The sequence below is a fragment of the Streptomyces griseus genome (genome assembly GCF_900460065.1).
Taxonomy (GTDB): Bacteria; Actinomycetota; Actinomycetes; order Streptomycetales; family Streptomycetaceae; genus Streptomyces; species Streptomyces griseus.
In genome coordinates, this window is the sequence record NZ_UAVD01000025.1 from 161,026 (window position 1) to 184,336 (window position 23,311).

The 23,311-nt window shown below is 73.1% G+C and carries 18 protein-coding genes and 1 tRNA gene; 3 read left to right on the forward strand and 16 right to left on the reverse strand.

The genetic code is table 11. The features are described from left to right. Window positions 1–169: 169 nt before the first annotated feature. Window positions 170–2,203 carry an SPFH domain-containing protein gene (locus tag DTB53_RS12950; RefSeq protein ID WP_241777153.1) on the reverse strand — a complete coding sequence of 678 codons (2,034 nt, stop codon included), beginning with the start codon at window positions 2,201–2,203 and terminating at the stop codon, window positions 170–172. A 29-nt stretch (window positions 2,204–2,232) separates the two neighbouring features. Then, window positions 2,233–3,525: a peptidoglycan-binding protein gene (locus DTB53_RS12955; RefSeq protein ID WP_012380804.1), complete on the reverse strand. Its 1,293-nt coding sequence runs from the start codon at window positions 3,523–3,525 to the stop codon at window positions 2,233–2,235. Between the two features lie 192 nt (window positions 3,526–3,717). Here DTB53_RS12955 and DTB53_RS12960 point away from each other — a divergent pair. The 3 genes from DTB53_RS12960 to glxA all read left to right on the forward strand — a co-directional run bounded on the left by DTB53_RS12960 (window position 3,718) and on the right by glxA (window position 8,213). Beyond that, window positions 3,718–3,791: transfer RNA gene (locus DTB53_RS12960), tRNA-Lys, on the forward strand. A gap of 556 nt (window positions 3,792–4,347) precedes the next feature. Beyond that, a complete protein-coding gene (locus DTB53_RS12965; RefSeq protein ID WP_003968943.1) occupies window positions 4,348–6,279 on the forward strand; it encodes a glycosyltransferase family 2 protein in 1,932 nt (643 codons plus the stop codon). Then, on the forward strand, window positions 6,276–8,213 hold the full coding sequence (gene glxA, locus DTB53_RS12970) for a radical copper oxidase GlxA (protein WP_012380803.1): 1,938 nt from the start codon (window positions 6,276–6,278) through the stop codon (window positions 8,211–8,213). Before DTB53_RS12965 ends, glxA begins: the two co-directional genes overlap by 4 nt. A gap of 85 nt (window positions 8,214–8,298) precedes the next feature. Here the strand turns inward: glxA and DTB53_RS12975 are convergent, their stop codons facing one another. The 14 genes from DTB53_RS12975 to DTB53_RS13040 form a co-directional block, all read right to left on the reverse strand. Beyond that, window positions 8,299–9,345 carry a glycoside hydrolase family 6 protein gene (locus DTB53_RS12975; RefSeq protein ID WP_003968940.1) on the reverse strand — a complete coding sequence of 349 codons (1,047 nt, stop codon included), beginning with the start codon at window positions 9,343–9,345 and terminating at the stop codon, window positions 8,299–8,301. A gap of 350 nt (window positions 9,346–9,695) precedes the next feature. Then, entirely contained in the window at window positions 9,696–10,418 is a 723-nt protein-coding gene (locus tag DTB53_RS12980; protein ID WP_003968938.1) for a class F sortase, read from the reverse strand. 1 nt (window position 10,419) lies between these two features. Further along, a complete protein-coding gene (locus tag DTB53_RS12985; RefSeq protein ID WP_003968937.1) occupies window positions 10,420–10,986 on the reverse strand; it encodes a hypothetical protein in 567 nt (188 codons plus the stop codon). Window positions 10,987–11,121: 135 nt separating this feature from the next. After that, window positions 11,122–11,976: an HAD-IIA family hydrolase gene (locus DTB53_RS12990; RefSeq protein WP_003968936.1), complete on the reverse strand. Its 855-nt coding sequence runs from the start codon at window positions 11,974–11,976 to the stop codon at window positions 11,122–11,124. A 74-nt stretch (window positions 11,977–12,050) separates the two neighbouring features. Next, window positions 12,051–13,592 (reverse strand): alkaline phosphatase family protein, encoded by a 1,542-nt coding sequence (locus DTB53_RS12995; RefSeq protein ID WP_012380802.1) that lies wholly within the window; start codon window positions 13,590–13,592, stop codon window positions 12,051–12,053. A gap of 250 nt (window positions 13,593–13,842) precedes the next feature. After that, complete coding sequence (locus DTB53_RS13000) at window positions 13,843–14,898, reverse strand: 2-aminoethylphosphonate ABC transporter substrate-binding protein (protein WP_003968933.1); 1,056 nt, start codon at window positions 14,896–14,898, stop codon at window positions 13,843–13,845. Window positions 14,899–14,930: 32 nt separating this feature from the next. Then, on the reverse strand, window positions 14,931–15,728 hold the full coding sequence (locus DTB53_RS13005) for an ABC transporter permease (protein ID WP_042497113.1): 798 nt from the start codon (window positions 15,726–15,728) through the stop codon (window positions 14,931–14,933). Then, window positions 15,715–16,638, reverse strand: coding sequence for a 2-aminoethylphosphonate ABC transporter permease subunit (locus tag DTB53_RS13010; protein ID WP_012380800.1), 924 nt, complete (start codon window positions 16,636–16,638; stop codon window positions 15,715–15,717). The genes DTB53_RS13005 and DTB53_RS13010 overlap by 14 nt, the downstream gene beginning before the upstream one ends. Further along, a complete protein-coding gene (locus DTB53_RS13015) occupies window positions 16,635–17,747 on the reverse strand; it encodes an ABC transporter ATP-binding protein (protein ID WP_012380799.1) in 1,113 nt (370 codons plus the stop codon). Before DTB53_RS13015 ends, DTB53_RS13010 begins: the two co-directional genes overlap by 4 nt. After that, on the reverse strand, window positions 17,744–18,529 hold the full coding sequence (locus DTB53_RS13020; protein WP_012380798.1) for a phosphonatase-like hydrolase: 786 nt from the start codon (window positions 18,527–18,529) through the stop codon (window positions 17,744–17,746). The genes DTB53_RS13015 and DTB53_RS13020 overlap by 4 nt, the downstream gene beginning before the upstream one ends. Before the next feature lie 5 nt (window positions 18,530–18,534). Then, entirely contained in the window at window positions 18,535–19,659 is a 1,125-nt protein-coding gene (locus DTB53_RS13025; RefSeq protein ID WP_042498737.1) for a TIGR03364 family FAD-dependent oxidoreductase, read from the reverse strand. A gap of 165 nt (window positions 19,660–19,824) precedes the next feature. Next, the gene (locus DTB53_RS13030; RefSeq protein WP_003968923.1) at window positions 19,825–20,595 is read right to left on the reverse strand and encodes a GntR family transcriptional regulator; all 771 of its coding nucleotides are present in this window, start codon (window positions 20,593–20,595) and stop codon (window positions 19,825–19,827) included. Window positions 20,596–20,653: 58 nt separating this feature from the next. Continuing rightward, entirely contained in the window at window positions 20,654–21,934 is a 1,281-nt protein-coding gene (locus DTB53_RS13035; RefSeq protein WP_012380796.1) for a hypothetical protein, read from the reverse strand. Window positions 21,935–22,168: 234 nt separating this feature from the next. Then, window positions 22,169–23,299, reverse strand: a complete 1,131-nt coding sequence (locus tag DTB53_RS13040) for an ROK family transcriptional regulator (RefSeq protein WP_012380795.1) — start codon at window positions 23,297–23,299, stop codon at window positions 22,169–22,171. Window positions 23,300–23,311: the final 12 nt, after the last annotated feature.

A 23,311-nucleotide genomic window follows, 5' to 3' on the forward strand; every position in this document is an offset into this window, starting at 1 on the left:
GCGTGGTGCTGTGTGCATGCGAGGTACTGCGGTCTAGACCAAGTCTTAGATTATTGACGGGACGTGAACATGTCCAGACCAATGAGGGGTTGTATTCCAGCGGTCGGCCGACTGCCCCGAACCGCCCCCGCATCCCTCGCCGGCCTCCCCCGGCGCTCCCCCGGGCGCCTCAGGCGCCGTCTCCTCCCCCGCTGCGACCCGTGTAGAAGGCGACCGTCAAGTCCTTGACCAGCGCCTTGCGTTCGTAGTCGTCGAGTTCGACGATGCCGCGCGTGGTGAGCCGGTTGACGGTGTCGTCGACCGCGTCCACCACGGAAGTGAGCACGCTGTCCCGGTGCTTGGAGTCGATCGCGGCGATCCGCCGCCGCTGCATCGCCGCCGCGACCTCGGGGGCGTACTCGATGCCGGTCGGCTGCGCCGAGTACACCTCCACGCCCACCGGTTCGCAGTCCGCCTTCAGCATCCGGGTCAGGGCGTCGCCGACGGCCTCCGCGTCACGCAGGCTCGGGGCGTCCTCGTGGAACGCGTCGGCGGGCAGCTGCGAGAGGACCCGGGCCATCGCCGCCTCGACCTGTGCGCTCAGGTACGCCTCGTGGTCCTCGATGCCGAGGACGGCCCGGACCGTGTCGTCGATCCGCCACACCACGAGGACGACCACGCGCAGCGCGGTGCCGTTCGCGTCGACGGCCGGCAGCGGCTCGCTGCGCCAGTGCCGCAGCCGTACGTCGACGCGGCGGCGCAGCAGCAGGGGCGAGACCCAGACGAGGCCGGTGCGCCGGACGCTGCCCCGGTAGTCGCCGAAGAGGGTCAGCACCCACGCGTAGCCGACCCGGCCCCGGCCGAGGCCGCCGAGCGCCAGGAGCACCACGGTGGCGAGGAGGGCGAGCAGGGCCCAGGCGCCGACGCCGACGCCGAGGTCGGCCCGGGGGGCGAGACCGACGGCCGTCTGCCAGGCGGCGGGCAGCGCGCCGCGCCACCACAGGACGGCCAGCCCGCCGGCGATTCCGGCCGCGCCGACGAGGAGGGCGGCGGAGCCGGGAAGGGCCGGGCCGGGCCGCTCGGCGAGACGGGGGTCGGCGACCGGGGCGGGCCGGGTCGACGGCTGGACCCGTGTCTGCGGCGAGCGCGGGACGGGGGGCCGCCGGGTGGCGGGCGAGCGGTCCCCGGTGGCGGGGCGGCGGACGACGGTCGCGGGCAGCGCCGCCGCGGCGCCCGGCCCCGCGGGCTCCTGGTCGTCGCGGAAGAGGAGGTGCACGGGGATGGAGGCGGTGGTCTCGTTGGCGATGACGGAGTGGCGGCGGCCGGGGTACGGGGGCGTCGTCGCGGCGGAGGCGGGCGTCGCGGCGGTCGGGGACGCGGGCACGGGAAGGGTCACGGGCACGGAGAACGTGGCGGAGGCGGCCCCGTCGCCGGAGGCCAGGTCCAGGACGAGGTCCAGCTCGGTGTCGGGCCCGGGGTCGTCGGCGCGCGGCCCGCGGCCCGGCGGGGCCTTCGGGGCCTCCGGGGCCTTCGGGGCCTTCGGGGCCTTCGGGGCGGAGCCCTTCCCGGCCCCCGGCTCGGCCCCGTAGGACGGATGCGGGGTCCAGTCCGCCGAGGGTTCCGTCCTGGCCCGCCGGACGGGCTTGAGGTGGAGGTTCCCGTCGAGCGGTACGGGGCGCGCGGGGGTGGGCCGCCCGCCCGCCGGACCCCCGGGGGCGGGACGGCCGTCGGCAGCGGCGGCCGGGGCCGGCGCGTCCGGCCGGCGGTCCGGGGCGGGGCCGCCGGAGGCGGGACGCTCACCGGCCGGGGGCGGGTCGGCGCGGCCGTCGGCAGCGGCGGCCGACAGCGGCCCGCCCGTCCGCCGGTCCGGGGACGGGCCGAGGTGCAGACTCACGCCCGGAGGCTCCGGGGCTCCGGCCCGGGGAGTCGTGGGCGGCGCCTCCCCGGTGCCGGGCGGGGCGGAGTCGCGGTCCCGGTCCGCGCGGCCGAACAGCGGCGGCGGCGCGGGCTCGTCGCCCGGCGGGGACGGGGGCGGACGGGTGGCCGAGGGCGCGGGAGGGTCCGGCAGCGCTCCGCCCGTCGACGGGGCCCTGTCGACGGCGGGTCCGAACAGCGGGGGCGGAGACCCCTTGCCCGGCGGCGCGAAGAGGGACGGCGGGAGTTGGTCGTCCAGGGGGTGGGGGGTGGGGCTGGTACGGGGGGTCTGGTCGTCGTTGGGGGTCACCGGGTACCGCTTCCTTTCCGTCACGTCCGTCACGCGAAGAGCCGGCGCCAGGTCTCCGGCCCCGGGTAACCGTCGGCCGCCCCGCCGCGCCAGCCCTGGGCCCGCTGGAACGCCTCGACGTTGCGGCGGTCGGCCTCGGTCCAGCGCGGGTCGGGGCCCGACAGGTAGTGCTTGCCGTATCCCTTCTTCACCAACTGTCTGCCGAGCCGGTCGACATGGCTGTTGGTCTGACCCGGCTTGAAATAGCCGCGCCCGGGGAAGGCGACGGCCGTATTCGGGCTGCCGCCCGCCCCGGCGGCCGGAATGTCACGTCCGCCGCCGGTGGCCAGCAGGCGCCAGGTGTGCGGGCCCGGGAGACCGTCCGCCTCCTTGCCCTGCCAGCCCTGCGCCCGCTGGAACGCCTCGGTCGCACGCCGGTCGGCCGCGCTCCACTCGGGCCCGGGGCCGACCGCGTAGAACCGCTTGCCGCCCCGCTCGACCAGCATCCGGCCGAGCTCGGTGACGTACTTGTTGTCGGCGCCGGGGCCGAACCGCTCCGCCCCGGGGAAGGCGGTGGAGGATCCGGAGCCCGGCGATCCCTCCGTGACGCCTTTGTACCGGTACGCCACGTAACGATCTGAGTTGTTCCAGTACGCCATGGGCGTCGACTGCTTCCGCGTCTGCGGGCGCGTCTGCTCGTAGGCGACGTACCGCGTGCGCGCGGAGTCGGCCCAGCCGCCGAAGATCGTGACGTGCGAGCCCTTGGAGGGGTCGGCCGGGTTGTGGAAGAGGAGCATGTCGCCGGGCTGGAGGTCGGCGCGGGCGATCCGGGTCCCGTAGGCGGCGAGACTGCCGGTCCACTCGTTGCTGCCGAGGTTCCAGGCCATCGAGACATAGCCCGAGCAGTCCTGGCGGTACCCGTCCGACCAGTACTTCTCCATGCTGTACGGGACCTCCGCGGCCACCCACCGCTTGGCCCGGTCGATGATCTCGGCCCGGGTCGTACTCGGCGCGGCCGACCCGGCGGACGGGGGGCCCGAGGCGCCGGTGCCCCGCAGCGGCCCCTTCTCCCCCTGCGGGGTCGACGGTTCGGGATCGGCTCCTCCGTCGGCGCGCGGGGGCCCCGGGACATGGCCGGCGGCGGCAGCCGCACCCGCGGCCCCGCAGGAGAGCACCACCCCCGCGGCCGTGGCCAGCACCAGGGCGCGGCGCGCTCCGTGCGCGGCGGGGTGGCCGCCGCGCCGCACCGGCAGGGCCCGCGCGGCGGAGCGCCGCCGCACCGCGCACCCCGCGCATCCGCAGTCGACAGCGGGTTCGTACTCCTCGAAGACCGGCACAGTCATGCGATTCCCCTCCGCACTCGTCATTCGTCAAGATCTTTGGGCGCAGCCCCAACGGGCGTCAGTGTCTCAACTCTCCCGACATATCGCATTTTGACGGAACAAAGGAAAAAAACGACTATCTGACGGGGCGTGGCGTCCGGTAAATGGTTCGGAGCACCCCTGGGAGTCGGGTAGAGTTCTCCAGGTCAGCAGGCGCCGTTAGCTCAGTTGGTTAGAGCAGCTGACTCTTAATCAGCGGGTCCGGGGTTCGAGTCCCTGACGGCGCACGCACAGTCAAAGCCCCCTCACGTTGAGTGAGGGGGCTTTGATCATTCCCCGTCCGGCACCAGGTGACACCCGATGGCCGCACACGCACAGCTACGCACCGGCCCCGCACGCGGGTCCCCGGCCGGCCGCCGAGCGGTGGCCGGCCGGTGACGCGGCCATGACGGAGAGGGAGCGAGCGCCGGTCTCCACTTCGTCACACCCCCTCCACAAGGTGTGGTCAAATCGTGCGTATGACCGGCAAACAGTCCGTTTCACCCTTGCGATCCCGTTCGGTGTCGGACAATCTGTCTGGGGGCCGTCGGGTCCAAGGGCGCTGCTGATCCGTACAGTTGGCGCAGCAGAGCGTGACGTTCCGGTTGTCTGCGCCGCGGGGTGGGGGTCCCGCTCACGAGCGGACGCCGAGGGGGCATCATGCAACCGGAAGGCCGCCGATCCATGTCTGTGGGGACGGTGGCCTGCCACCGTGTGCGTGCCCGGTGAAGAACGGGGGCCCACCGCGCACGCAGAAAGAGACCGAACAGTCACGCACCAGCATGCGTGCGGGGGGATGTACCCATGACGTCGACGCCGCCAGGCGACCGGCAGGAGAACGACGCTTCCCGGACGACGCAGCTCCGGATACCCGCCGGGCTGCGGGCCGGCGCGGCGCGGCGGCGGGCCAAGAAGGAGCTGCCGCGCTACGACTACGAGCACTACAGCCGGCTCGCCGGACCGCTGACGCAGCCCCCCGCGGGCAAGCCGTACAAGGTCCAGTACCGCTCGCTCATATCCCAGGAGCCGCACCGCGTGCGCGCGGCGCTCCTGCTCGGCGCGGCTCCCCTCGTCTCGCTCGGCCTCTTCGCCTGGCTGATGCAGCCCAGCCACTGGACGGACCGCGATCCGAACCTGGACAACGACCTCCTGCTGGTCCTCGACGTCGTCATGCTGGTCTCGATCGGTCTGATCGAGCTGTTCCGCACGATGAACGTCCTCTCGAACGCGCACGCGACCCTGGTCGCCCGCGACCCGGTCCCGGTGATCCCGGAGTCCGGCACCAGGGTCGCCTTCCTCACCTCCTTCGTCCCCGGCAAGGAACCGCTGGAGATGGTGACGAAGACCCTGGAGGCGGCCGTGCGGATCCGCCACCGCGGTCTGATGCACGTGTGGCTGCTGGACGAGGGCGACGACCCGGCGGTCAAGGAGGTCTGCGCCCGGCTCGGGGTGCACCACTTCTCCCGCAAGGGCGTGGCGCACTGGAACCAGGCCAAGGGCCCGCACCGCGCCAAGACCAAGCACGGCAACTACAACGCCTGGCTGGACGCGCACGGCGGCGACTACGACTTCTTCGCCTCGGTCGACACCGACCACATCCCGATGGCGAACTACCTGGAGCGGATGCTCGGCTACTTCCGCGACCCGGACGTCGGCTTCGTCATCGGCCCGCAGGTCTACGGCAACTACGACACCTTCGTCACCAAGGCCGCCGAGTCGCAGCAGTTCCTCTTCCACGCCCTGATCCAGCGCGCGGGCAACCGCTACGGCTCGCCCATGTTCGTCGGCACCAGCAACGCGGTCCGCATCTCGGCGCTCAAGCAGATCGGCGGCCTGTACGACTCGATCACCGAGGACATGGCCACCGGCTTCGAGATCCACCGCCACCGCAACCCGGCCACGGGGAAGAAGTGGCGCTCGGTCTACACCCCGGACGTGCTGGCCGTCGGCGAGGGCCCGACCGCGTGGACGGACTTCTTCACCCAGCAGCTGCGCTGGTCCCGGGGCACCTACGAGACGATCATCGGGCAGTTCTGGAAGGGCTTCGGGACCATGCCGCCCGGCAAGCTCTTCAACTACACGATGATGATCATCTTCTACCCGATGTCGGCCATGAACTGGATCCTCGCGGCCCTCAGTTGCGCGCTGTTCCTCGGCATGGGCGCCTCCGGCGTCCAGATCGACCCGACGATCTGGATGATGCTGTACGGCAACGCCTCCGCGCTCCAGATCGGCCTGTACATCTGGAACCGCCGCCACAACGTCTCGCCGCACGAGCCCGAGGGCTCCGGCGGCCTCGCCGGCATGGTGATGTCGGCGCTCTCCGCGCCGATCTACGCCCGCTCGCTGATGGACGCGGTGCTGCGCCGCAAGAGCGGGTTCGTGGTGACCCCCAAGGGCGACTCGTCCAGCCCGGACACGCTGTTCGGCACCTTCCGCATCCACCTGTTCTTCATCGCCGTGTTCGGCGCGTCGATGATCGCCTCGTTCTTCCTGGGCCACAGCCACCCCGCGATGGTCACCTGGGCCACGCTGGCCCTGCTGATCACCGCCGCGCCGATCATCGGATGGCGGTACACGATCCGCGCCGAGAAGAAGAAACGCCGGGCGGGCGGCGGATCGCACCGCAGCGGCGGCCCGGCGCCCGAGCCGAGGCCCCAGCCCCTGCCCGGTGCGCCGGGCAACGACCAGACCATGCAGATCGCCCGGATCGCCCTTGGGGGACGTAAGAAATGAAGTACCGTCCGAGCCGCCGTACCCGCCGCCTGGCGATCAGTACGGCGGTGGTTCTCGCGCTCGCGGGGGCGAACGGGCCGTGGCTGTACCGCTTCAGCACCGAGCGCTATCACGCGTACACGATCAACAAGCCCGAGTACAAGGCGGCCAACGGCCACTGGGACTTCCTGGACGTCCCCTCCGAGCACCGGATCAACACGATCCACGCGGCGCTGCTGCACACCGGCAAGGTGCTGCTCGTCGCGGGCTCCGGGAACAACCAGAAGAACTTCGACGCCAAGAGCTTCCGCTCGGTGCTGTGGGACCCGAAGACGAACGTCTTCAAGGACATCCCCACGCCCAAGGACATGTTCTGCGCCGGGCACACCCAACTGCCCGACGGCAAGCTCCTCATAGCCGGCGGCACCAAGCGCTACGAGAAGCTCCAGGGCGACGTCACCAAGGCCGGCGGCCTGATGATCGTCCACAACGAGAACCCGGACAAGCCGATCACGCTCCCCGCGGGCACCCGGTTCACCGGCAAGGACAATGGCAAGACGTACGTCTCCAAGGACCCGGTCCTGGTCGAGAAGGCCAAGAAGGTCTTCGACAAGCAGACCGGCGCGTTCCTCCGCAACGACCCGGGGCTCGGACGGATCTACGTCGAGGCGCAGAAGACCGGCAAGAAGTACGAGACCGGCACCGAGGACAACTACCGGGTGGCGGGCCTGTCCGGCTCGGACACCCGCAACGTCTACGGCATCGCGCAGAAGCTGGCCCTGGACAAGAAGGACTTCCAGGGGATCAAGGACGCCTTCGAGTTCGACCCGGTCGCGGAGAAGTACATACCCGTCGACCCGATGAACGAGGCCCGCTGGTACCCGACGCTGACGACGCTGGAGGACGGCAAGGTCCTCGCGCTGTCGGGGCTGGACGAGATCGGGCAGATCGTCCCCGGCAAGGACGAGGTCTACGACCCGCAGACCAAGGAGTGGGAGTACACCGGCATCGTCCGGAAGTTCCCCACCTACCCGGCGGTCTTCCTGCTGAACGACGGCAAGCTGTTCTACTCCGGCTCCAACGCCGGGTACGGTCCGGCGGACGTGGGCCGTGACCCGGGCGTCTGGGACCTGTCGACGAACAAGTTCAAGAAGATCCCCGGGCTCAGCGACCCGGACCAGATGGAGACCTCCGCGACCGTGCGGCTGCCCCCGGCCCAGGACGAGAGGTTCATGGTGATCGGCGGCGGCGGGGTCGGCGAGTCGGAGAAGGCCAGCGAGAAGTCCCGGCTGGTCGACCTCCGGAAGAAGAAGCCGGAGTTCACCGACGGGGCGTCCCTCGCCGAGGGCACCCGCTACCCCAGCGCCTCGCTGCTCCCCGACGACTCGCTGCTGGTCACCGGCGGCTCCGGCGACTACCGGGGGCGCGGCGGCTCGGACGTGCTCCAGGCCCGGCTGTACGACGCGAAGACGGACACGTACAAGAGGGTCGCCGACCCGGCGGTCGGCCGGAACTACCACTCGGGTTCGGTGCTGCTGCCGGACGGCCGGGTGATGATCTTCGGCTCGGACTCGCTCTTCTCCGACAAGGCCAACACCCGGCCGGGGGTCTTCGAGCAGCGCATCGAGATCTACACCCCGCCCTACCTCTACCGGGACTCCCGGCCGGAGCTGACGGCCGGGCCCAAGCAGATCGAGCGCGGCGGTACGGGCCTGTTCACCACCCAGCACGCCTCGAAGATCACCTCGGCGAAGCTGATGCGGCCCTCGGCGGTCACCCATGTCACCGACACCGACCAGCGCACCATCGCGCTGGAGATGGAGAAATCGGACGACGGGATCACCGTCACGGTGCCGGAGAACCGGGCGCTGGTGCCGGCCGGCTGGTACATGCTGTTCGTCACCGACGACCAGGGCACCCCGTCGGAGGGCATGTGGGTGGAGGTGCCCGAGTAGCGGCACGTGTCGCGCACGCCCACGGCGAGGGCCGCGCCCGGGGAGACCAGGTCTTCCCGGGCGCGGCCCTCTTCGCCCTCTTCGCCTACTTCGTGGCGCCGGCCAGGCCCAGCGCGTACTCCGGCCACCAGGCGCCGGCCTTCGGGCCGCCCTTGCAGTCGCCGTCGGACTCGCCGGGCCGCTTGACCCACAGGTAGGCGTCGACCAGCTCGTCGCCGGTCCGCGTGGTCGGGACCTCGCCCAGGGCGCGGCCCGGGGGGTTGCACCAGCTCTCGGCGGGATCGCCGCCCGTGTAGGGGCCGTTGCCGTTGCGGCTGGTGTCGATGACGAAGGGCTTGCCGCCGATCTTCTCCGACAGCTTCTTGCCGAACTCCGTGGAGACGGCCGTGGTCTGGAAGTTGGAGACGTTCAGCGAGAAACCGTCCGCCTCGGCTATCCCGGCCCGCTGGAGGGGCTGGTACAGGGCGTCGGGCGACTGCCAGCCGGCGTTTCCCGCGTCCAGGTAGACCTTGGTGGCGGGCTGCTGTTTCAGCCGCTGGATCGCGCCCTTGAGGAGGTCGTAGCGCTCCTCGTGGAACTCCTGGGGGGTGCAGCCGTCGACGAGGTGGAGCAGGGCGTCGGGCTCCAGGATCACCGTGGCGCTCCGGTCCCCGATGCCCTTGGCGACGCCGTCCAGCCAGGCCCGGTAGGCGTTGCCGTCGGAGGCCCCGCCCTTGGAGAACTGGCCGCAGTCGCGGTGCGGGATGTTGTAGAGGACCAGCAGGGCGTCCCGGTCGACGGCGGCCGCCGCCTCGGTGACGCCCTTGACCTCGGCCTCGGGGTTGTCCGGGCTGATCCACTCGCCGACCGGCTGCCGCGCTATCCGCCGGATCAGCTCGGCGTTCTTCTCGTCGCCGTCCTCGGTGTACGCGGCGACCTGACGGGCCGCGTTGCCGTCGGGGTTGACCCAGTAGGGATCCTTGTCCTTGGGCTGCTGCTCGACGGTCGGCGCGCTCTTCTTCCCGCCGCCCTCCCCGTCGCCGGAGCATCCCGCCAGCAGCAGGGCCGCTCCGAGCGCCGCCGCCGTGCCGGTCGTCCGCAGGCCCGCCGCGCGCCCGCGCGTCCGGGACCGGCCGGTGTAACTGCCGTACATCCACTCCCCCTTGGGTGCACTGCCTGCACTGTTCTCACTGGTTTCACCGATGTGCTGCCGGCCCGAGCCATCCTGGCACAGCGGCCGGGAGCCCACGCTCCCACCCGTACAACGGTCGCCCACGGGCACCGGTTCCGGACATCCCGTTCGAAAGCCGGTCATCCGTCCGCCGGGTGCCCCTAGAGTGACGGGCATCGGGCTTCCCACCGCACCGACCTCCCGTACCGCGCCGGGCGACTCCCGCGGCCGGGCGCACGCGGTCGAGGACCGGCCCGGCCGGCACACCCCGTGAGAGGCGGCCGGCCGGGCCGGGTTGAGCTCGTGTGTGCGTGTTCCCCGTGGTGCGGCGGTCAACCACGGCTTCCGTGGGCCACCGCCTGTACGCGCTCCCCGCCGTCCCCGGCCTCCCGCGCGTCCCGCGCGCCGGTGAGGTAGGCGGAGACCACCACGTTCGCCGTGTAGGAGCGGGTCCTGTGGTCGTACGTTCCGCCGCAGGTGATCAGCCGCAGCTCGGCCCGGCCGTCCTCGCGGGGCCCGTACGCCTGCTGGGCGTCGAAGCGTGTCCGGGTGACGAGCCGGACGTCCTCCACGGTGAACTCCGCGACGCTGCCGTCGGTCCGGGCGACCTCGATCCGGGCGCCCGGCTTCACCGCGCTGAGCCCGTAGAAGACCGCCGGTTCGGTGTCGGTGTCGACGTGGCCGACGAACAGGGCCGCGCCCTTGGCGCCGGGCTCGGTACCGTCGCCGTACCAGCCGGCGGTCTTCGGCATCCCGTACGGGGGCGGGTCGATGGCCCCGTCCCGGTCGAGGCCGCGCGCGATGACGGGGGCCTCGATCCCCACGGAGGGGACCTCGACCCGTTCGGGGGCCGCCGCGTCGAGCGGTTCGTGGGCCGGGGGCAGCTCCGCCCCGAGGGGACGGCCGACCGCGGCGACGTCGCCGGTGGTGGGCCCCGACAGGCCGCCGAAGCCGCCGGCGTCCCGGCCCCAGATCCACAGACCGAGCAGCAGCACGGCCCAGGTCACTCCGGTGAGCAGCCGCCCGTTCCCCGCCGGGCGGTCCGGGGCTGCCATGTCAGCCGCCGGCCGGGCCGCGGCGCCGGCGCGAGGTGCGCAGGGCGACGGCGACGGCCGCGACGGCGGCGAGCACCAGACCGGTCACCGCGTGCCGGGTGCCGGGGCCCTCGGCCTCGGTCGACCGTTCGGCGAGGGTGGCGGCGCCTCCGCCGCCCGCCTTGACGGGTGCGGCGGGCGAGGGGCGGTGGTGGTGGACGACGGTGAGCGTGCCGGTCGCCTTGCCGCGCCCGTCCCGGCACGTCACCCAGACGTCGTAGGAGCGGGGTTCGGCGTCGTCCCGGATCCGGGCCTCGGCGAAGAGTCCGTTGTCGTCGGCGGGCCGGAAGCGGGCCTCCGAGGCGAAGGCGTCGGAGTTGCCCGTCGCCTCGCGGCCCTTGCCGCAGACGTCGACCCACAGCTCCACCTTTCCGCCGGGGGCGATGGTGGACGGGGTGACCGAGACGGTGCCGGTGCGCCGGTCGTCGTCGCCGGCCGGGGCGGCCGGGGACGCCAGAGCGGCGGGTACGGGCACGGCTATGAGCGCGGCCGCCGCCGCGGCACAGAAAGTGATGGACATGGAACGCATCGTGAACCTCCTACGGGAAGGTTCACGCCTGCGGCGGCGGCCCGCATCCGCAGTCCTCCATTCGAGCGACGCCGGGGCGACGGTCGGGACGACCGCGGACGCGGTCCGCGCGGTTCGGGCCCGGCTGCGGGGGGACTACGCGGACCGGTCCGCCTGGTCCGCCCGGTCCGTCTTCTCCGTCTGCTTGCCCTGGTCCACCTGGTCCGGCAGGTCGATGAGGTCGACGAGGTCGGCGATGGACTCGACGACGTGCGAGGGACCGAACGGGTAGCGGTCGACGTCGGCGACGGTCGTCAGGCCGGTCAGCACCAGGAAGGTCTGCATGCCCGCTTCGAGGCCCGCGAGCACGTCGGTGTCCATCCGGTCGCCGATCATGGCGCTGGTCTCGGAGTGCGCGCCGATGGCGTTGAGGCCGGTCCGCATCATCAGGGGGTTCGGCTTGCCCGCGAAGTACGGGTCCTTGCCGGTGGCCTTGGTGATGAGGGCGGCGACCGAACCGGTGGCGGGCAGCGGGCCCTCGGCGGACGGGCCGGTCTCGTCGGGGTTGGTGCAGATGAAGCGGGCGCCCGCGTTGATCAGCCGGATCGCCTTGGTGAGCGCCTCGAAGCTGTACGTCCGGGTCTCGCCGAGCACCACGTAGTCCGGGTCGTGGTCGGTGAGGACGTACCCGATGTCGTGCAGGGCGGTGGTGAGACCGGCCTCGCCGATGACGTACGCCGTGCCGCCGGGACGCTGGTCGTCCAGGAACTGGGCGGTGGCGAGGGCGGAGGTCCAGATGTTCTCCACGGGCACGTCCAGGCCCATGCGCTTCAGCCGGGCGTGCAGATCGCGCGCGGTGTAGATGGAGTTGTTGGTGAGGACGAGGAAGGGCAGCCCGGAATCCCGCAGCCGCTTGATGAAGGCATCGGCACCGGGGATGGGCGTGCCCTCGTGGATGAGGACGCCGTCCATGTCGGTGAGCCAGGATGAGATCGGCTTGCGCTCTGCCATGTGTCGGGACTCCTGCCGTACGCACTGCGTGCTGGGGGTGCCCGGACCACGCCGTCCCGGCACCCCCAGCATAATTAGCTCGCGGTGACCTTGACCCCGTCGATCACCCAGTACCAGTTGTTGCTGCCGGTGTAGTGGAACCGGAAGCTTACGTTGGCGGCTCCGGACGGCACGTCCAGGGTGAGCGTCTGGGGCCGGGAGATCACGTCGGAGGTGTAGCGCTTCACCTCGACGGGCGTTCCGCCGTTCCAGGAGGCGAGGACGCGGGCGCTCTGGGCGCCCTCCTGCCGGTAGAGGGTGGTGAGGGCGAGCGTGACGGTGGACTTGCCGCCGACCGCGTACGCCGGGGTGACCAGTGTGGAGTCGTACGGGCCCGAGGAGGCCTTGTCGTCCCACTCGTCGGAGTCGGCGACCGCGAAGATCCCGCGCGAGCGGACGTTCAGCTCCCGGGACTGGTCGCGCTGGCTGCGGCTCCAGAACTCGTCGGTGGCGAAGGACCAGCCGCGCCACTCGGCCACGCCCCCGGTGCCCATCGCGGAGTTCACGACCGACCAGCCGCTGGGCGCGGTGTGGGTCCAGCCGAGGACTCCGGCCGGGATGCCGGTCTCGTCGGCGCGGGCGGCGAGAGCGGGATAGAGGATCTCGAAGGGGTCGGTGGAGCGTTCCTGGATCGGCTTGCCGTCCAGGCCCCAGGCCGGATCGGGTGTGATGCCGAGCTGCCGGAACACGGTGGCGGCGACGTCCACGAGCCGGGTGTCGGCGGGGCGTGCGCCGGCCGCGATGCCGGGGCCCTGGGCGAGGACGAAGGTGCGCCGCTCCTCGATCGCGCTGCCGCCGTGGCCGCCGGAGTCGGTGTGGCCGTGGTCGGTGGTGACGATGACGGTCCAGCGTTCGGTGGCGTACGAGGGACGGGCCCGGATCGCGGTGAGGAGGCGGCCGAGGTAGCCGTCCTGGACGTGGATGGCGTCGCGGTAGGCGGCGCTGCCGGCTCCGGAGTTGTGGCCGGCGATGTCGGTCTGGCCGAAGTAGACGAAGAGGACGTCCGGGTTCTGGTTCCGGAGGATCGACTCGGTCTCGGCGGCGATGGTGGCGTCGTGGCCGGTGTAGCCGTCGCGGTCGCCGTCGAGGACGAGCTTGGCGTCGGCGCCCGGGGTGACGGTGCCCTGGGTGTCCAGGGGCTTCCAGTCGACGGCGGCGTAGGTGGAGAGCTGGGGGCGGACCTGGGCGAGGCGGGCGAGGAAGCCGGGGTACTTCGCGTAGTCCTTCCCGGCGAAGGAGTTCTCCTTGACGCCGTGCTTGTCGGGCCAGACGCCGGTGGAGACGGTCGACCAGCCGGGGCCGGAGGAGGTGGCGGCCATCGGGTCGGCGTACAGCAGCGAGGTGCCGTACGTCCCGTTCGCCATCATCGACGTGAGGTACGGGGCCTTGGCGGCGGCGATGACGTCGTGGCGCAGCCCGTCCATGCCGACGACGAGCACCTTGTCCTTGCTGGTGCCGTCGGGGAGGGCGGGCGCGGCGTGGGCGGCGGTGGAGGTGGCGAGGGGGCCGACGGCGGCGGCCGTGGCCGCGGCGGCGGTGGTGGCGAGCACGGAGCGGCGGGACAGGGACCGGGACACGTGATCCTCCAGGGAGGGGGCGGGGTCGGACGGGGCGGGGCGTGAACGGCCTGCTGGGCTTGCTGCGCTGGTCGGGGCTGGTGAAGCTGTCGGGCCTGTGCTGGGGCTGTTGGGTTTATCGCGGTTGCGGTTGCTGCGGCTGTTGGCGTCTGCCGGTTTACCGGATCCCATGGACCAGACCCGTTACCTTCGTGAGACAACCGGGCCGGGTCCAGACCTTCGCAGGAATCCGTGGCGCGGAGATGACCGGTCAGCTTCCGGTGGCCGACTTCCAGGCGTCGATGTACGTGTCCAGGTTGGCGCCGATATCCGCCCAGTCGGGCTCGAAGATCTCCACGCCCTCCATCAGCCGGGCCAGTTCGACGGCGTTGGCGTCGGTGGCCTCGATGTCCTTGCGGGCGGCGAATCCGCCGCCGACCGCGCTGACGTCGCGCTGGGCCTGCTCGGAGAGCATGAAGTCGAGGAGCTTCTTGCCGTTCTCGCTGTGCGGGCCCTTCGCGACGAGGCCGGCCGCGTACGGCAGGGCGAAGCTGGTGGGCTTCCCGTCGCCCTTGGCGGGGAACCAGATGCCGAGGTTGGGCATGTCCTTGGACTGGGCGAAGTTCATCTGGACGTCCCCGTTGGCGGCGAGGAGTTCCCCCTTGTCGACCTTGGGGGCGAGCTTGCCGGTGGAGGCGGACGGGCCGACGTTGTTGGTCTGGAGCTTCTTCAGGTAGGCCATGGCCGGCTCCTGGCCGCCGAAGTCGTGCAGGGCCTTGATGAGGACGGCGGTGCCGTCGCCCGCGACGCCGGGGGTGGAGTACTGGACCTTCTCCTTGTAGGCGGGGTCGAGCAGGTCCTCCCAGGTCCTGGGCGGGTTCTTCAGCTCCTTCTTGTTGTGGACGAACCCGAAGTAGTTGTTGACGACGGAGGTCCACTTCCCGTCGGCGGCCCGGTCGGCGGCGTCCACCTGGTCGGCGCCCTTCGGCTCGTACGCGGTGAGGAGGCCCTTGGCGTCGGCCTGCTGGATGAAGGGCGGCAGGGTGACGAGCACGTCGGCCTGGGTGTTGGACTTCTCGCGGGCGGCGCGCTGCACCATCTCGCCGGAGCCGCCCTCCACGTACTTGACCTCGATGCCGGTCTTCTTCTCGAAGTCCTCGAAGACCTTGTCGTACCAGCCGTCGCCCTTCTCGCCCTTGAGGCCGTCGGCGCTGTAGACGGTGACGGACTTGGCGTCGGACGCGGCGGAGGAGCCGCCGCAGGCGGTCAGGGTGACGGCGGCGACGCCGGCCAGGGGGAGGGCGAGGGCACGGTAGCGGTTGCGCATGGGGTTTCTCCTGGGGAGGGACGGGGTGGGGATCAGCGGTAGGAGGCGCGGGTCCGGATGCGGGAGACGGCGGCCAGGACGAGGAGCGTCGTCGTCATCAGGACCACGGCGAGGGCGGCGCCGGTGAAGAGGGAGCCCCGGTCGGTGGCGGCGAAGATCTGCACCGGCAGCGGGGTCCAGTCCGGCGGGTAGAGCATCATCGTGGCGCTCAGCTCCCCCATGGACAGGGCGAAGCAGAGCCCGGCGGCCGAGGTCAGCGAGGGCAGCAGCAGCGGCAGCCGCACCCGCCACAGAACGCGGGCGGGGCTCGCGCCGAGCCCGGCGGCGGCCTGTTCGTACATCGGGTCCAGACGGCGCACGGCGGCGGAGACCGACTGGTACGCGAACGCGGTGACGAGGACGGTGTGGGCGAGGATGACGATCCAGCGCGTCCCGTTGAGCAGGACGGGCGGCTTGCTGTAGGCCACCAGCACCGCGAGGCCGACGACCACCGAGGGCACGGCGACCGGCAGGATGAACAGGGCGTCCAGGAGCCGCTTCCCGCGTCGGCGGAGGGCGGCTGCGGCCAGGGCGGCCCAGCCGCCGAGGGTGAGCGCCAGCACGCTCGCGGTCACGGCCGTGACCAGGCTGGTGGTCAGCGCCTGGAGCGAGTCGCCGCTCGTCGCCGCGGAGTAGCGCTCGACGGTGGGTCCGGAGGGGAAGGCCCCGGACCAGTTCGTGGCGAGGGACGCGGCGAGGATGACGAGCAGCGGGACCGCGAACAGCGGGACGAAGAGGAGGAGGAAGACGGCCCAGGTGGCCCACTTCCCGGCCCGGCTATGCACCAGCACGGCGGCTCACCACCCGGTAGAGGCCGTAGAGGCCCACGGAGATCGCGATGTTGACGACGGCGACGACGCAGGCGGCCGGGTAGTCCGACTCCAGGATCGCCTTGCTGTAGACGAGCATCGGCAGGGTCGTGACGTCCTTCGCGCCGGTGAACAGGACGATCCCGAACTCGTTGAGGCACATCACCAGGACGAGGCTGCCGCCCGCCGCGAGGGCCGGGAGCGCCTCGGGCAGGATGACCCGCCGGATGATCCGGACGGGCCCCGCGCCGAGGGAGGAGGCCACTTCCAGCTGTCCGGTGTCGAGCTGGGAGAACGCGGCGAGCAGCGGGCGCATCACGAACGGCGTGAAGTAGGTGATCTCCGCGAGCAGGACGCCCCAGGGGGTGGTCAGGAAGTGGAAGGGCCCCTCGGCCGCCCCGGTGACGTCGGTCCAGAGCCCGTTGGCCATCCCGACGGAGCCGTAGACGAACAGCAGGGCGAGGGTGATGAGGAAGGACGGGAAGGAGAGGAACACGTCGACGAACCGGGCGACCGCCTTCCCGCCGGGGAACGGGACGAAGGCGATGACCAGCGCCAGGACGAAGCCGAGCACCAGGCAGCCCACGGTCGATCCGACGGCGAGCCAGACGGTGGTGGTGAGGGCGTCGCGGAAGACCTCGGAGGCGAAGACGTCGGCGTACGGGTCGAGCGATACGCCGCCCTCGTCGGGGGTGACGGACTGCTGGACGACGAGGGCCAGCGGATAGAGGAACGCGAGCGCGAGGACGGCGACGGGCGGCAGGGCCCAGACCCAGCTGGGGACGGAGCGGGGCCGTGCCGGGGCGGAGCCGGGTCCGTGGGCGGTACGGGAGGGGGTGGCGGCGGGGGCCTCGGCGCGGGCGACGGCCGATGCGGTGGCGGAGACGCTCATGGGGCGGCTCCTGACGCCCCGGCCGTCCCCGCCGGGAGCAGCACCGCGTCCTCGGCGGCGAAGTGCAGGGTGACCGGGTCGCCGATGGCCGGGGGTTCGCGCAGTTCGCGGAGGTCCGCCATCAGGCGGTGCCCGTCGACGTCGGCGTGGACGCGGTGGGTGGAGCCGCGCCACTGGACCTCGGTGACGCTGCCGGTCAGCGCGTTCGGCCCGGCGCCGAGGCCGACCAGGTGCGGCCGGACGCAGAGGGTCGCGGTGGCGCCGGGTGCGGCGGTGTCGGTGGGGGCGGCGAGGGGGCGGCCGGCGAACGCGACGGCTCCCTCACCGGCGACCGTGACCGGGAGGAGGTTGGCGTTGCCGACGAACGAGGCGGTGAACTCGGTGCGCGGGCGGCGGTAGAGCTCCTGGGGGGTGCCGCAGTCCTGGAGCCGGGCCCGGTCCATGACGGCGATCCGGTCGGCGAGGGTGAGGGCCTCGACCTGGTCGTGGGTGACGTACAGGATCGAGACGTCCGGCAACTCGCGGTGGAGTCTGGCCAGTTCGGCGAGCATCCCGGAGCGGAGGCGGGCGTCGAGGGCGGAGAGCGGTTCGTCGAGGAGCAGGACGCCGGGGCGGATGGCGAGGGCGCGGGCGATGGCGACGCGCTGCTGCTGGCCGCCGGAGAGTTCGCGGGGGTGCCGGTCGGCGTACGCGGCCATGCCGACGAGTTCGAGGGCCTCGGTGACCCGGCCGGGGATCTCGGCCTTCGGGGTGCGGTGGGCCTTGAGCCCGAAGGCCACGTTGTCCTTGACCCTGAGGTGCGGGAAGAGGGCGTAGCTCTGGACGACCATGCCGATGCCGCGCCGGTGCGGGGGCAGGGCGGTGACGTCCCGGCCGCCGAGGAACACCCGTCCGGCGGCGGGCCGGACGAACCCGGCGACGGCGCGCAGGGCGGTGGTCTTGCCCGAGCCGGAGGGCCCGAGGAGGGCCATCACCTCGCCGGGTTCGACGGTGAGGTCGAGCCGGTCGAGGACGACGTTCCCGCCGTAGGCGACGGTGACGCCCTCGAAGCGGATGCCGCTGGGGGCGGCGGTTCCGCCGGGGGCGGGGGCGAGGGCGGCGGCGCTCACGCCTCGGCCCCCGCGACGGGGCCGGGCGCCTCGGCCGCCTCGGCCCGCGCGATGAGGTCGGGCAGTTCGGCGACGGACCCGAGGACGTGGGTCGCGCCGTGCCGGGCCAGTCGGTCCCGGTCGTGGGCGCCGGTGAGGACCCCGGCGACGATCCCCGCGCCGGAGCGTACGCCGCTGAGCATGTCGTACGAGGTGTCGCCGGCCACCACGGTCCGGCGGACGTCGGCCACGGCCCCGGTGCGGAGGAAGGCGGCCAGCACCATGTCCGGGAAGGGCCGGCCCCGGCCGCCCGCGTCGGCGGGGCAGAGGGTGAGCGGGACGAGGTCCTGCCAGCCGAGGGCGGCGAGGATGGCGTCCTGGGTGGTGCGGGCGAACCCGGTGGTCAGGACGACGGTGCGGCCCTCGGACGCGAGCCGTTCCACGGCCTCCCTGGCACCGGGGAGCGGGGCGATGCGACCGCCGTCGACGAGCTCGCCGTACGCCTCCTCGAAGGCGGCGTTGGCGTACTGCGCCCGGTCCTCGTCGCCGAACAGATGCCGGAAGACGGAGATCTTCGACTCGCCCATGGTGGCGCGTACGTAGGCGAGTCGGCGGGCGTGTTCGTCGGATCCGGGGCGCACGCCGAGGCGTTGGGCCGCCGCGGAGAAGGCCTGTTCGACGAGGCCGCCGTCGGCGACGGTGGTCCCGGCCATGTCGAGGACGACGAGCCGGTAGGGGTCGCGCGGGAGGCCGGCCGGGGAAGCCGTGCCGGCCGGGGAAGTCAGGTCGGTCGGGGAAGTCATGTGGTTCACCAGCCCAGTCGGTCGGCGGTCGTTTCGGCGATGGCGGGCGAGCACGTCATGCCGCGCCCGCCGGGCCCGGTGACGAGCCAGACCCCGTCGGACACCTGCTGCCGGTGGACGACGCGTGAGGTGTCGGTGCACTGGGCGTAGACGCCCGCCCAGCGGTGGCGGACGCGCGGCAGCGGTCGGCCCAGGAAGGTCTCGACGACCCGGGTGAGGTGCTCGTAGGGCTCCTCGACGGTGTCGAAGGCGAAGGGGTGCTCGTACTCGTGGGTGTCGCCGATCGTCAGTCCGCCGTCGCGGCGCTGCACCATGAGCAGCTGCATGCGGTGCTCGGCGGCGACCGGGTCCTGGGCCTGTCCGGCGTTGAGGGCGTCGAGCGCCTCACCCCGGTAGGCGGGGTAGTAGCGGAAGCTGTCGGCGTCGGCGACAGAGGTGGTAAGCGGTTCGCCGAGCGGGTCGGTCTGCATCATCTGGAGGCGGACGCGGCGCACCGGCAGCTCGGGCCCGGCGAGTTCCCGGACCAGCCCGCCGAGCCAGGCGCCGGTCGCGAGGATCACGGCGTCACCGGTGTGGACGTCGCCGTGGTCATCGCGCACGGAGGCGGTCCCGACGACGTCACGCACCTCTCGGCCGCCGAGGAAGGTGTACCGGCCGGAGGCCAGCAGGTGCTCCTTCAGAGCGAGTTGGGCGGTGCGGGGTTCGACCGCCGCGTCCCGCTCGCACCACAGGGCGCAGGTGAAGGCGCCGCGCAGGGCGGGGTTGAGGGCCCGCGCCTCGTCGGCGGTGAGCAGCTGGTAGCCGCGCGCCGACGCGTCGGGCCGGGCGAGCGCCGCCTCGGCGACGGCGACCTCGCGTGCGGTGCGCAGCGGGGTGAGCGAGCCGCAGGCCCGGAAGCCGAGTCGGGGCACCCGCTCGCCGATGCCCTCCCACAGCTCGCGGGCGCGCAGGGCGGTCTCCAGCTCCTCGCCGCCGGCCCGCCCGCTGACCCATATCTGTCCGAAATTGCGGAGCGATGCCCCGCGCGCCTCGCTCTCGCGCTCGATCTGGACGACCTCGTGGCCGCGACTGACTGCGTGCCAGGCGTGCATGGTTCCCACCACGCCGGCTCCTACGACGATGACTCTCACGACGGCCACGCTCCTCGGGAGGGGTGTCCCGCACGCGTCCGTTCACCGACGGGACGGTGAACGACCCCGCAAGTTTGGACCAGACCCGTTACCTTCTCGTGATATTCAGGGGTCGTTCGTACGGTGAACCGGACCACGCCCCCTCACGGCTGCGCGCCCCGCCCCTCAGCTCCGCTCCTCGCCCCGCAGACGGGTGGAGAAGGAGAAGCGGTCGCCCCGGAACAGCGTCCGCACGCGCTCCAGCGGCCGGCCCTCGGCGTCCCGGGAGAGCCGGTGGATCAGGAGCATCGGCAAGGCGGGCGGGGTCCCGATGAGCAGGGCTTCGCGAGGGGTCGCGAGGACGGTCTCGATCCGCTCGTCGGCGTCGCCGAAGGCGATCCGGAGGCGGTCGCGGAGGTAGGCGTAGAAGGAGGAGTCCGGGTCGAACTCCGTGTCCAGGTCCGGGACCCGGTCGACACCGACGTACGTGCTCTCCAGCCCGACCCGTTCGTCGTCGGCGAGCAGCACCCGCTCCAGGTGCCAGACCGGCTCGCCCCGCTCGACCGCTATCTCGGCGGCGAGCGCCTCGGGGCAGGGGAAGCGGTCCAGGCCGATGAGGTGGCGGCCGGGCCGGCGGCCCTGGCGGCGGACCCCCTCGGTGTAGCTGGCCAGGGAGAGCGGCTGCTCCAGCTTGGGCCCGGCGACGACGGTGCCGCGCCCCTGCCGGCGCAGCCGCCCTTCGAGGAGGAGTTCGCGCAGGGCCTGGCGGACGGTCTCGCGCGCGACCCCGTGCCGCTGGGCGAGCTCCCGTTCGGTGGGCAGGAGCCCGCCCTCGCCCAACTCGTCCAGCAGCACCGCGATACGGGCCTTGACCGCGTAGTACTTCGGGATGCGGCCGTGCTCGGGGATGCCGGAGCGGATCGGTGCGCCAGGTGCCTGGTCGTTCGGGTAGTCCACGGCCCGATGGTCGCAGACCCGGGTGAACGGACGGCGGTACGGGCTCCGCCACGGCCGGTCAGTCCGCGGTGCGGCGGGCCCGGCGGGCAACCGCCACCAGAGCGGCCCCGCCGAGCAGGAGCGCCCCGGCGGCGGCCCCGGTCCGGGCCGGTGACTGCGGTCCGGTGCGGGCGAGTTCGGGGAGCGGGCGGACCGGGCCGTCGCGGGGCGGGAGTCCGGGGCGGTCCTCGTCGGCGCCCCCGGCCTCTTCCCCGGTCCCGGGGCGGGTCGGCGGCCGGGAGCCGGGGGCGCGGTCCGGGGACGGGTCCGCTCCGGTGCCGGGGTCGGCGCGGGCATCGGCGCCGGGGTCGGTGCGGGTGCCGTCGCCCGGGCCGGTGGGCTCGGGGCGGGCGAGTTCCGGATCGGCGCGCGGCGGATCGGAACGTTCTGGATCGGGACGCTCTGCATCGGGACGCTCTGCATCGGGGCGTTCCGACCGGGGAGTCTCCGGCCGAGAGGTCTCCGGCCGCGGGTGCTCGGACCGGGGCTGTTCCGGTTCACGGATGTCGCCCGTGGTGCCGTCGGTGATCACGAAGGGGTAGTCCTCCGACTCCCCGACCCATTCACCGTCCTCGCGCCCGCCGCCCTTGGCCTTGTCCTGGTGGCGGCGCTGGACGACGGCGGCACGGGCCGTGACCGGGCCGGGGGCGGCGTCGGAGGTGAACGCCATCCGGACGCGCACCGAGACGGTCGCACCGGCGGGAACGGTGAATCCGAGGAACGCGTCACCGGAGCCGTCGCCGTCGGAGCCGCCGGCATCGGCGCTCGGGCCTCTGCTCGCGTCCGTACCACGCGACGTGCCCGCCCCGCCTTCTTCGCCGCCCCGCGCCCTCTCCCGGTCGCCGTCCCGGTCGCCGCCGAAGACGCCGATCTGCTCGTCGCGGTCGGTGGCCTCCCAGGTGACCCGGTGTTCGATGCCGGGGCGGCCGGGCTCGGAGAACTCCAGCTGGATCTGGTCGGACGTCAGCCTGCGGTCGCGATCGGTGAGGACGAGGACCGGGTGCAGGGCCCGGCAGGAGGTGTCGGTGGTGTTGGTGAGGTCGAGGAACCAGGTGCCGTAGCCGCCGCCGGAGGCGTATCCGTCCGGGGCACGCCGGATCCGGGTCTCGATGGGGAAGTCCTTGGCCTCCGGGTCGCCGCAGACGGGCTGCTGATCGGCGGTCAGGGAGGCGGGCGCGGGCGCCTGGGCGGCGGCCGGCGGGCCGCCCAGGAGCGCGGCGGGCACCGTGATCCCGGCGGCCAGCCCGAGGGCGGCGCGCGCACGGGCGTCACGCAGCCGTGCGCAGGGGGTGGGGGGCATGGCGGGTCACCCTTCACTGCTCGCGGACGACCGGGGCGGGGGCCTCGGTGGTGGCCTCCGACACCACCACGCGCGCGCGGACTCAGAGAGTCGACATGCCGACTTGATTCATAGGATCACCCGACTGCTTTCCCCCTGATGCCCGCCACGCCCGCGTGCTCGCCCCCTCCCCCGCGCCGACCACGCATCCCCCTCGCCCCGCCGCACCCTCAGCGCCTTCGCCCCGCCGTGCGCTCAGCCCCTCGCCCCGCCGACCCGCTCCCCCACCCGTCCGAACACCGGCGCGAGCACCAGGTGCGCCGCGCCCTCCGCGACCGGCCGGTCGCCGCCCCGGGCGACCGTGACGGTCACGCCCGTGCCCGCCCCGCCCCGCGCGGCCCGCTCCTCGATCACGGCCCGGACGCCCCGTACGTACGCGTCCTCGTCGGCGGCCACCGTCCTGCCGCCCAGGACCACCCGGTCGATGCCGAGCAGGCCGACCAGGTTCGCCGCGCCCGCGCCCAGGACCCGGGCGGCCTCCGCCCGGTCGCCGCGCGCCTCGGCGGCCAGGCACAGCGCCTCGATGCAGCCGCGTCCGCCGCAGCCGCAGAGCGGGCCGTCCAACTGGAGGGTCTGGTGGCCGAATTCGCCCGCCCCGGTGCGCGCGCCCCGGTGCACCTCGCCGCCGAGGACCAGGCCCGCGCCGAGCCCCGTACCGAGGTGGAGGTAGGCGAAGTCGCCGCGCGGCTCGTCGAGCGCCAGGGCCACCGCGAGCGCGGCGGCGTTGGTGTCCTTGTCCAGCGTCACCGGCAGCCCGGTCCGTTCGGCCAGGGCGGCGCGCAGGGGGTACCCGTCCCACTGCGGGAATCCGGTGACCCGGCGCAGCACGCCGTCCCGGTGGTCCAGCGGGCCGGGCACCGCGACGCCGACGCCGAGCACCGGCTTGTGCGGTTCGGCCGCGCACAGGTCCCGTACCGCGTCCGCCGCGTCGGCGAGGACCCGGTCGGCCGGAGCGCCGAGGTCGAGCGGCGCGCGGGTGACCGCGACCGGGCGGCCCGCGAGGTCGACCAGCACAGCGGTGAGCCCGTCGCGGTCCAGGTGCAGCCCGACGGCGAACTGTGCGTCGGGGACGAGCCGCAGCACGGTGCGCGGCTTGCCGCCGGTGGAGGGGCGCAGGCCCGCCCCGGCGGCGAGCCCGTCCTCCCGCAGCCGGGCGGTGATCTTGCTGACGGCCTGCGGGGTGAGGCCGGTGCCCTCGGCCAGCTCCAGCCTGCTGATGCCCTCCGCCCCGGCGGCCCGCAGCAGGTCCAGGACCAGGGCGGCGTTGTGGTGGCGCAGGGCCGGCAGATTCGCCCCGGCCTGGGTCTTCGTGCGGCTCCCGTTCACGGTTCGCTCCTC

Coding starts and splice junctions, on each gene's coding strand:
- DTB53_RS12975 (WP_003968940.1), bottom strand. CDS start 9,345: ATGTACGGCAGTTACACCGGCCGGTCCCGGACGCGCGGGCGCGCGGCG.
- DTB53_RS13000 (WP_003968933.1), bottom strand. CDS start 14,898: ATGCGCAACCGCTACCGTGCCCTCGCCCTCCCCCTGGCCGGCGTCGCC.
- DTB53_RS13010 (WP_012380800.1), bottom strand. CDS start 16,638: ATGAGCGTCTCCGCCACCGCATCGGCCGTCGCCCGCGCCGAGGCCCCC.
- DTB53_RS12990 (WP_003968936.1), bottom strand. CDS start 11,976: ATGGCAGAGCGCAAGCCGATCTCATCCTGGCTCACCGACATGGACGGC.
- DTB53_RS13020 (WP_012380798.1), bottom strand. CDS start 18,529: ATGACTTCCCCGACCGACCTGACTTCCCCGGCCGGCACGGCTTCCCCG.
- glxA (WP_012380803.1), top strand. CDS start 6,276: ATGAAGTACCGTCCGAGCCGCCGTACCCGCCGCCTGGCGATCAGTACG.
- DTB53_RS13035 (WP_012380796.1), bottom strand. CDS start 21,934: ATGCCCCCCACCCCCTGCGCACGGCTGCGTGACGCCCGTGCGCGCGCC.
- DTB53_RS12980 (WP_003968938.1), bottom strand. CDS start 10,418: ATGGCAGCCCCGGACCGCCCGGCGGGGAACGGGCGGCTGCTCACCGGA.
- DTB53_RS12965 (WP_003968943.1), top strand. CDS start 4,348: ATGACGTCGACGCCGCCAGGCGACCGGCAGGAGAACGACGCTTCCCGG.
- DTB53_RS12985 (WP_003968937.1), bottom strand. CDS start 10,986: ATGCGTTCCATGTCCATCACTTTCTGTGCCGCGGCGGCGGCCGCGCTC.
- DTB53_RS12955 (WP_012380804.1), bottom strand. CDS start 3,525: ATGACTGTGCCGGTCTTCGAGGAGTACGAACCCGCTGTCGACTGCGGA.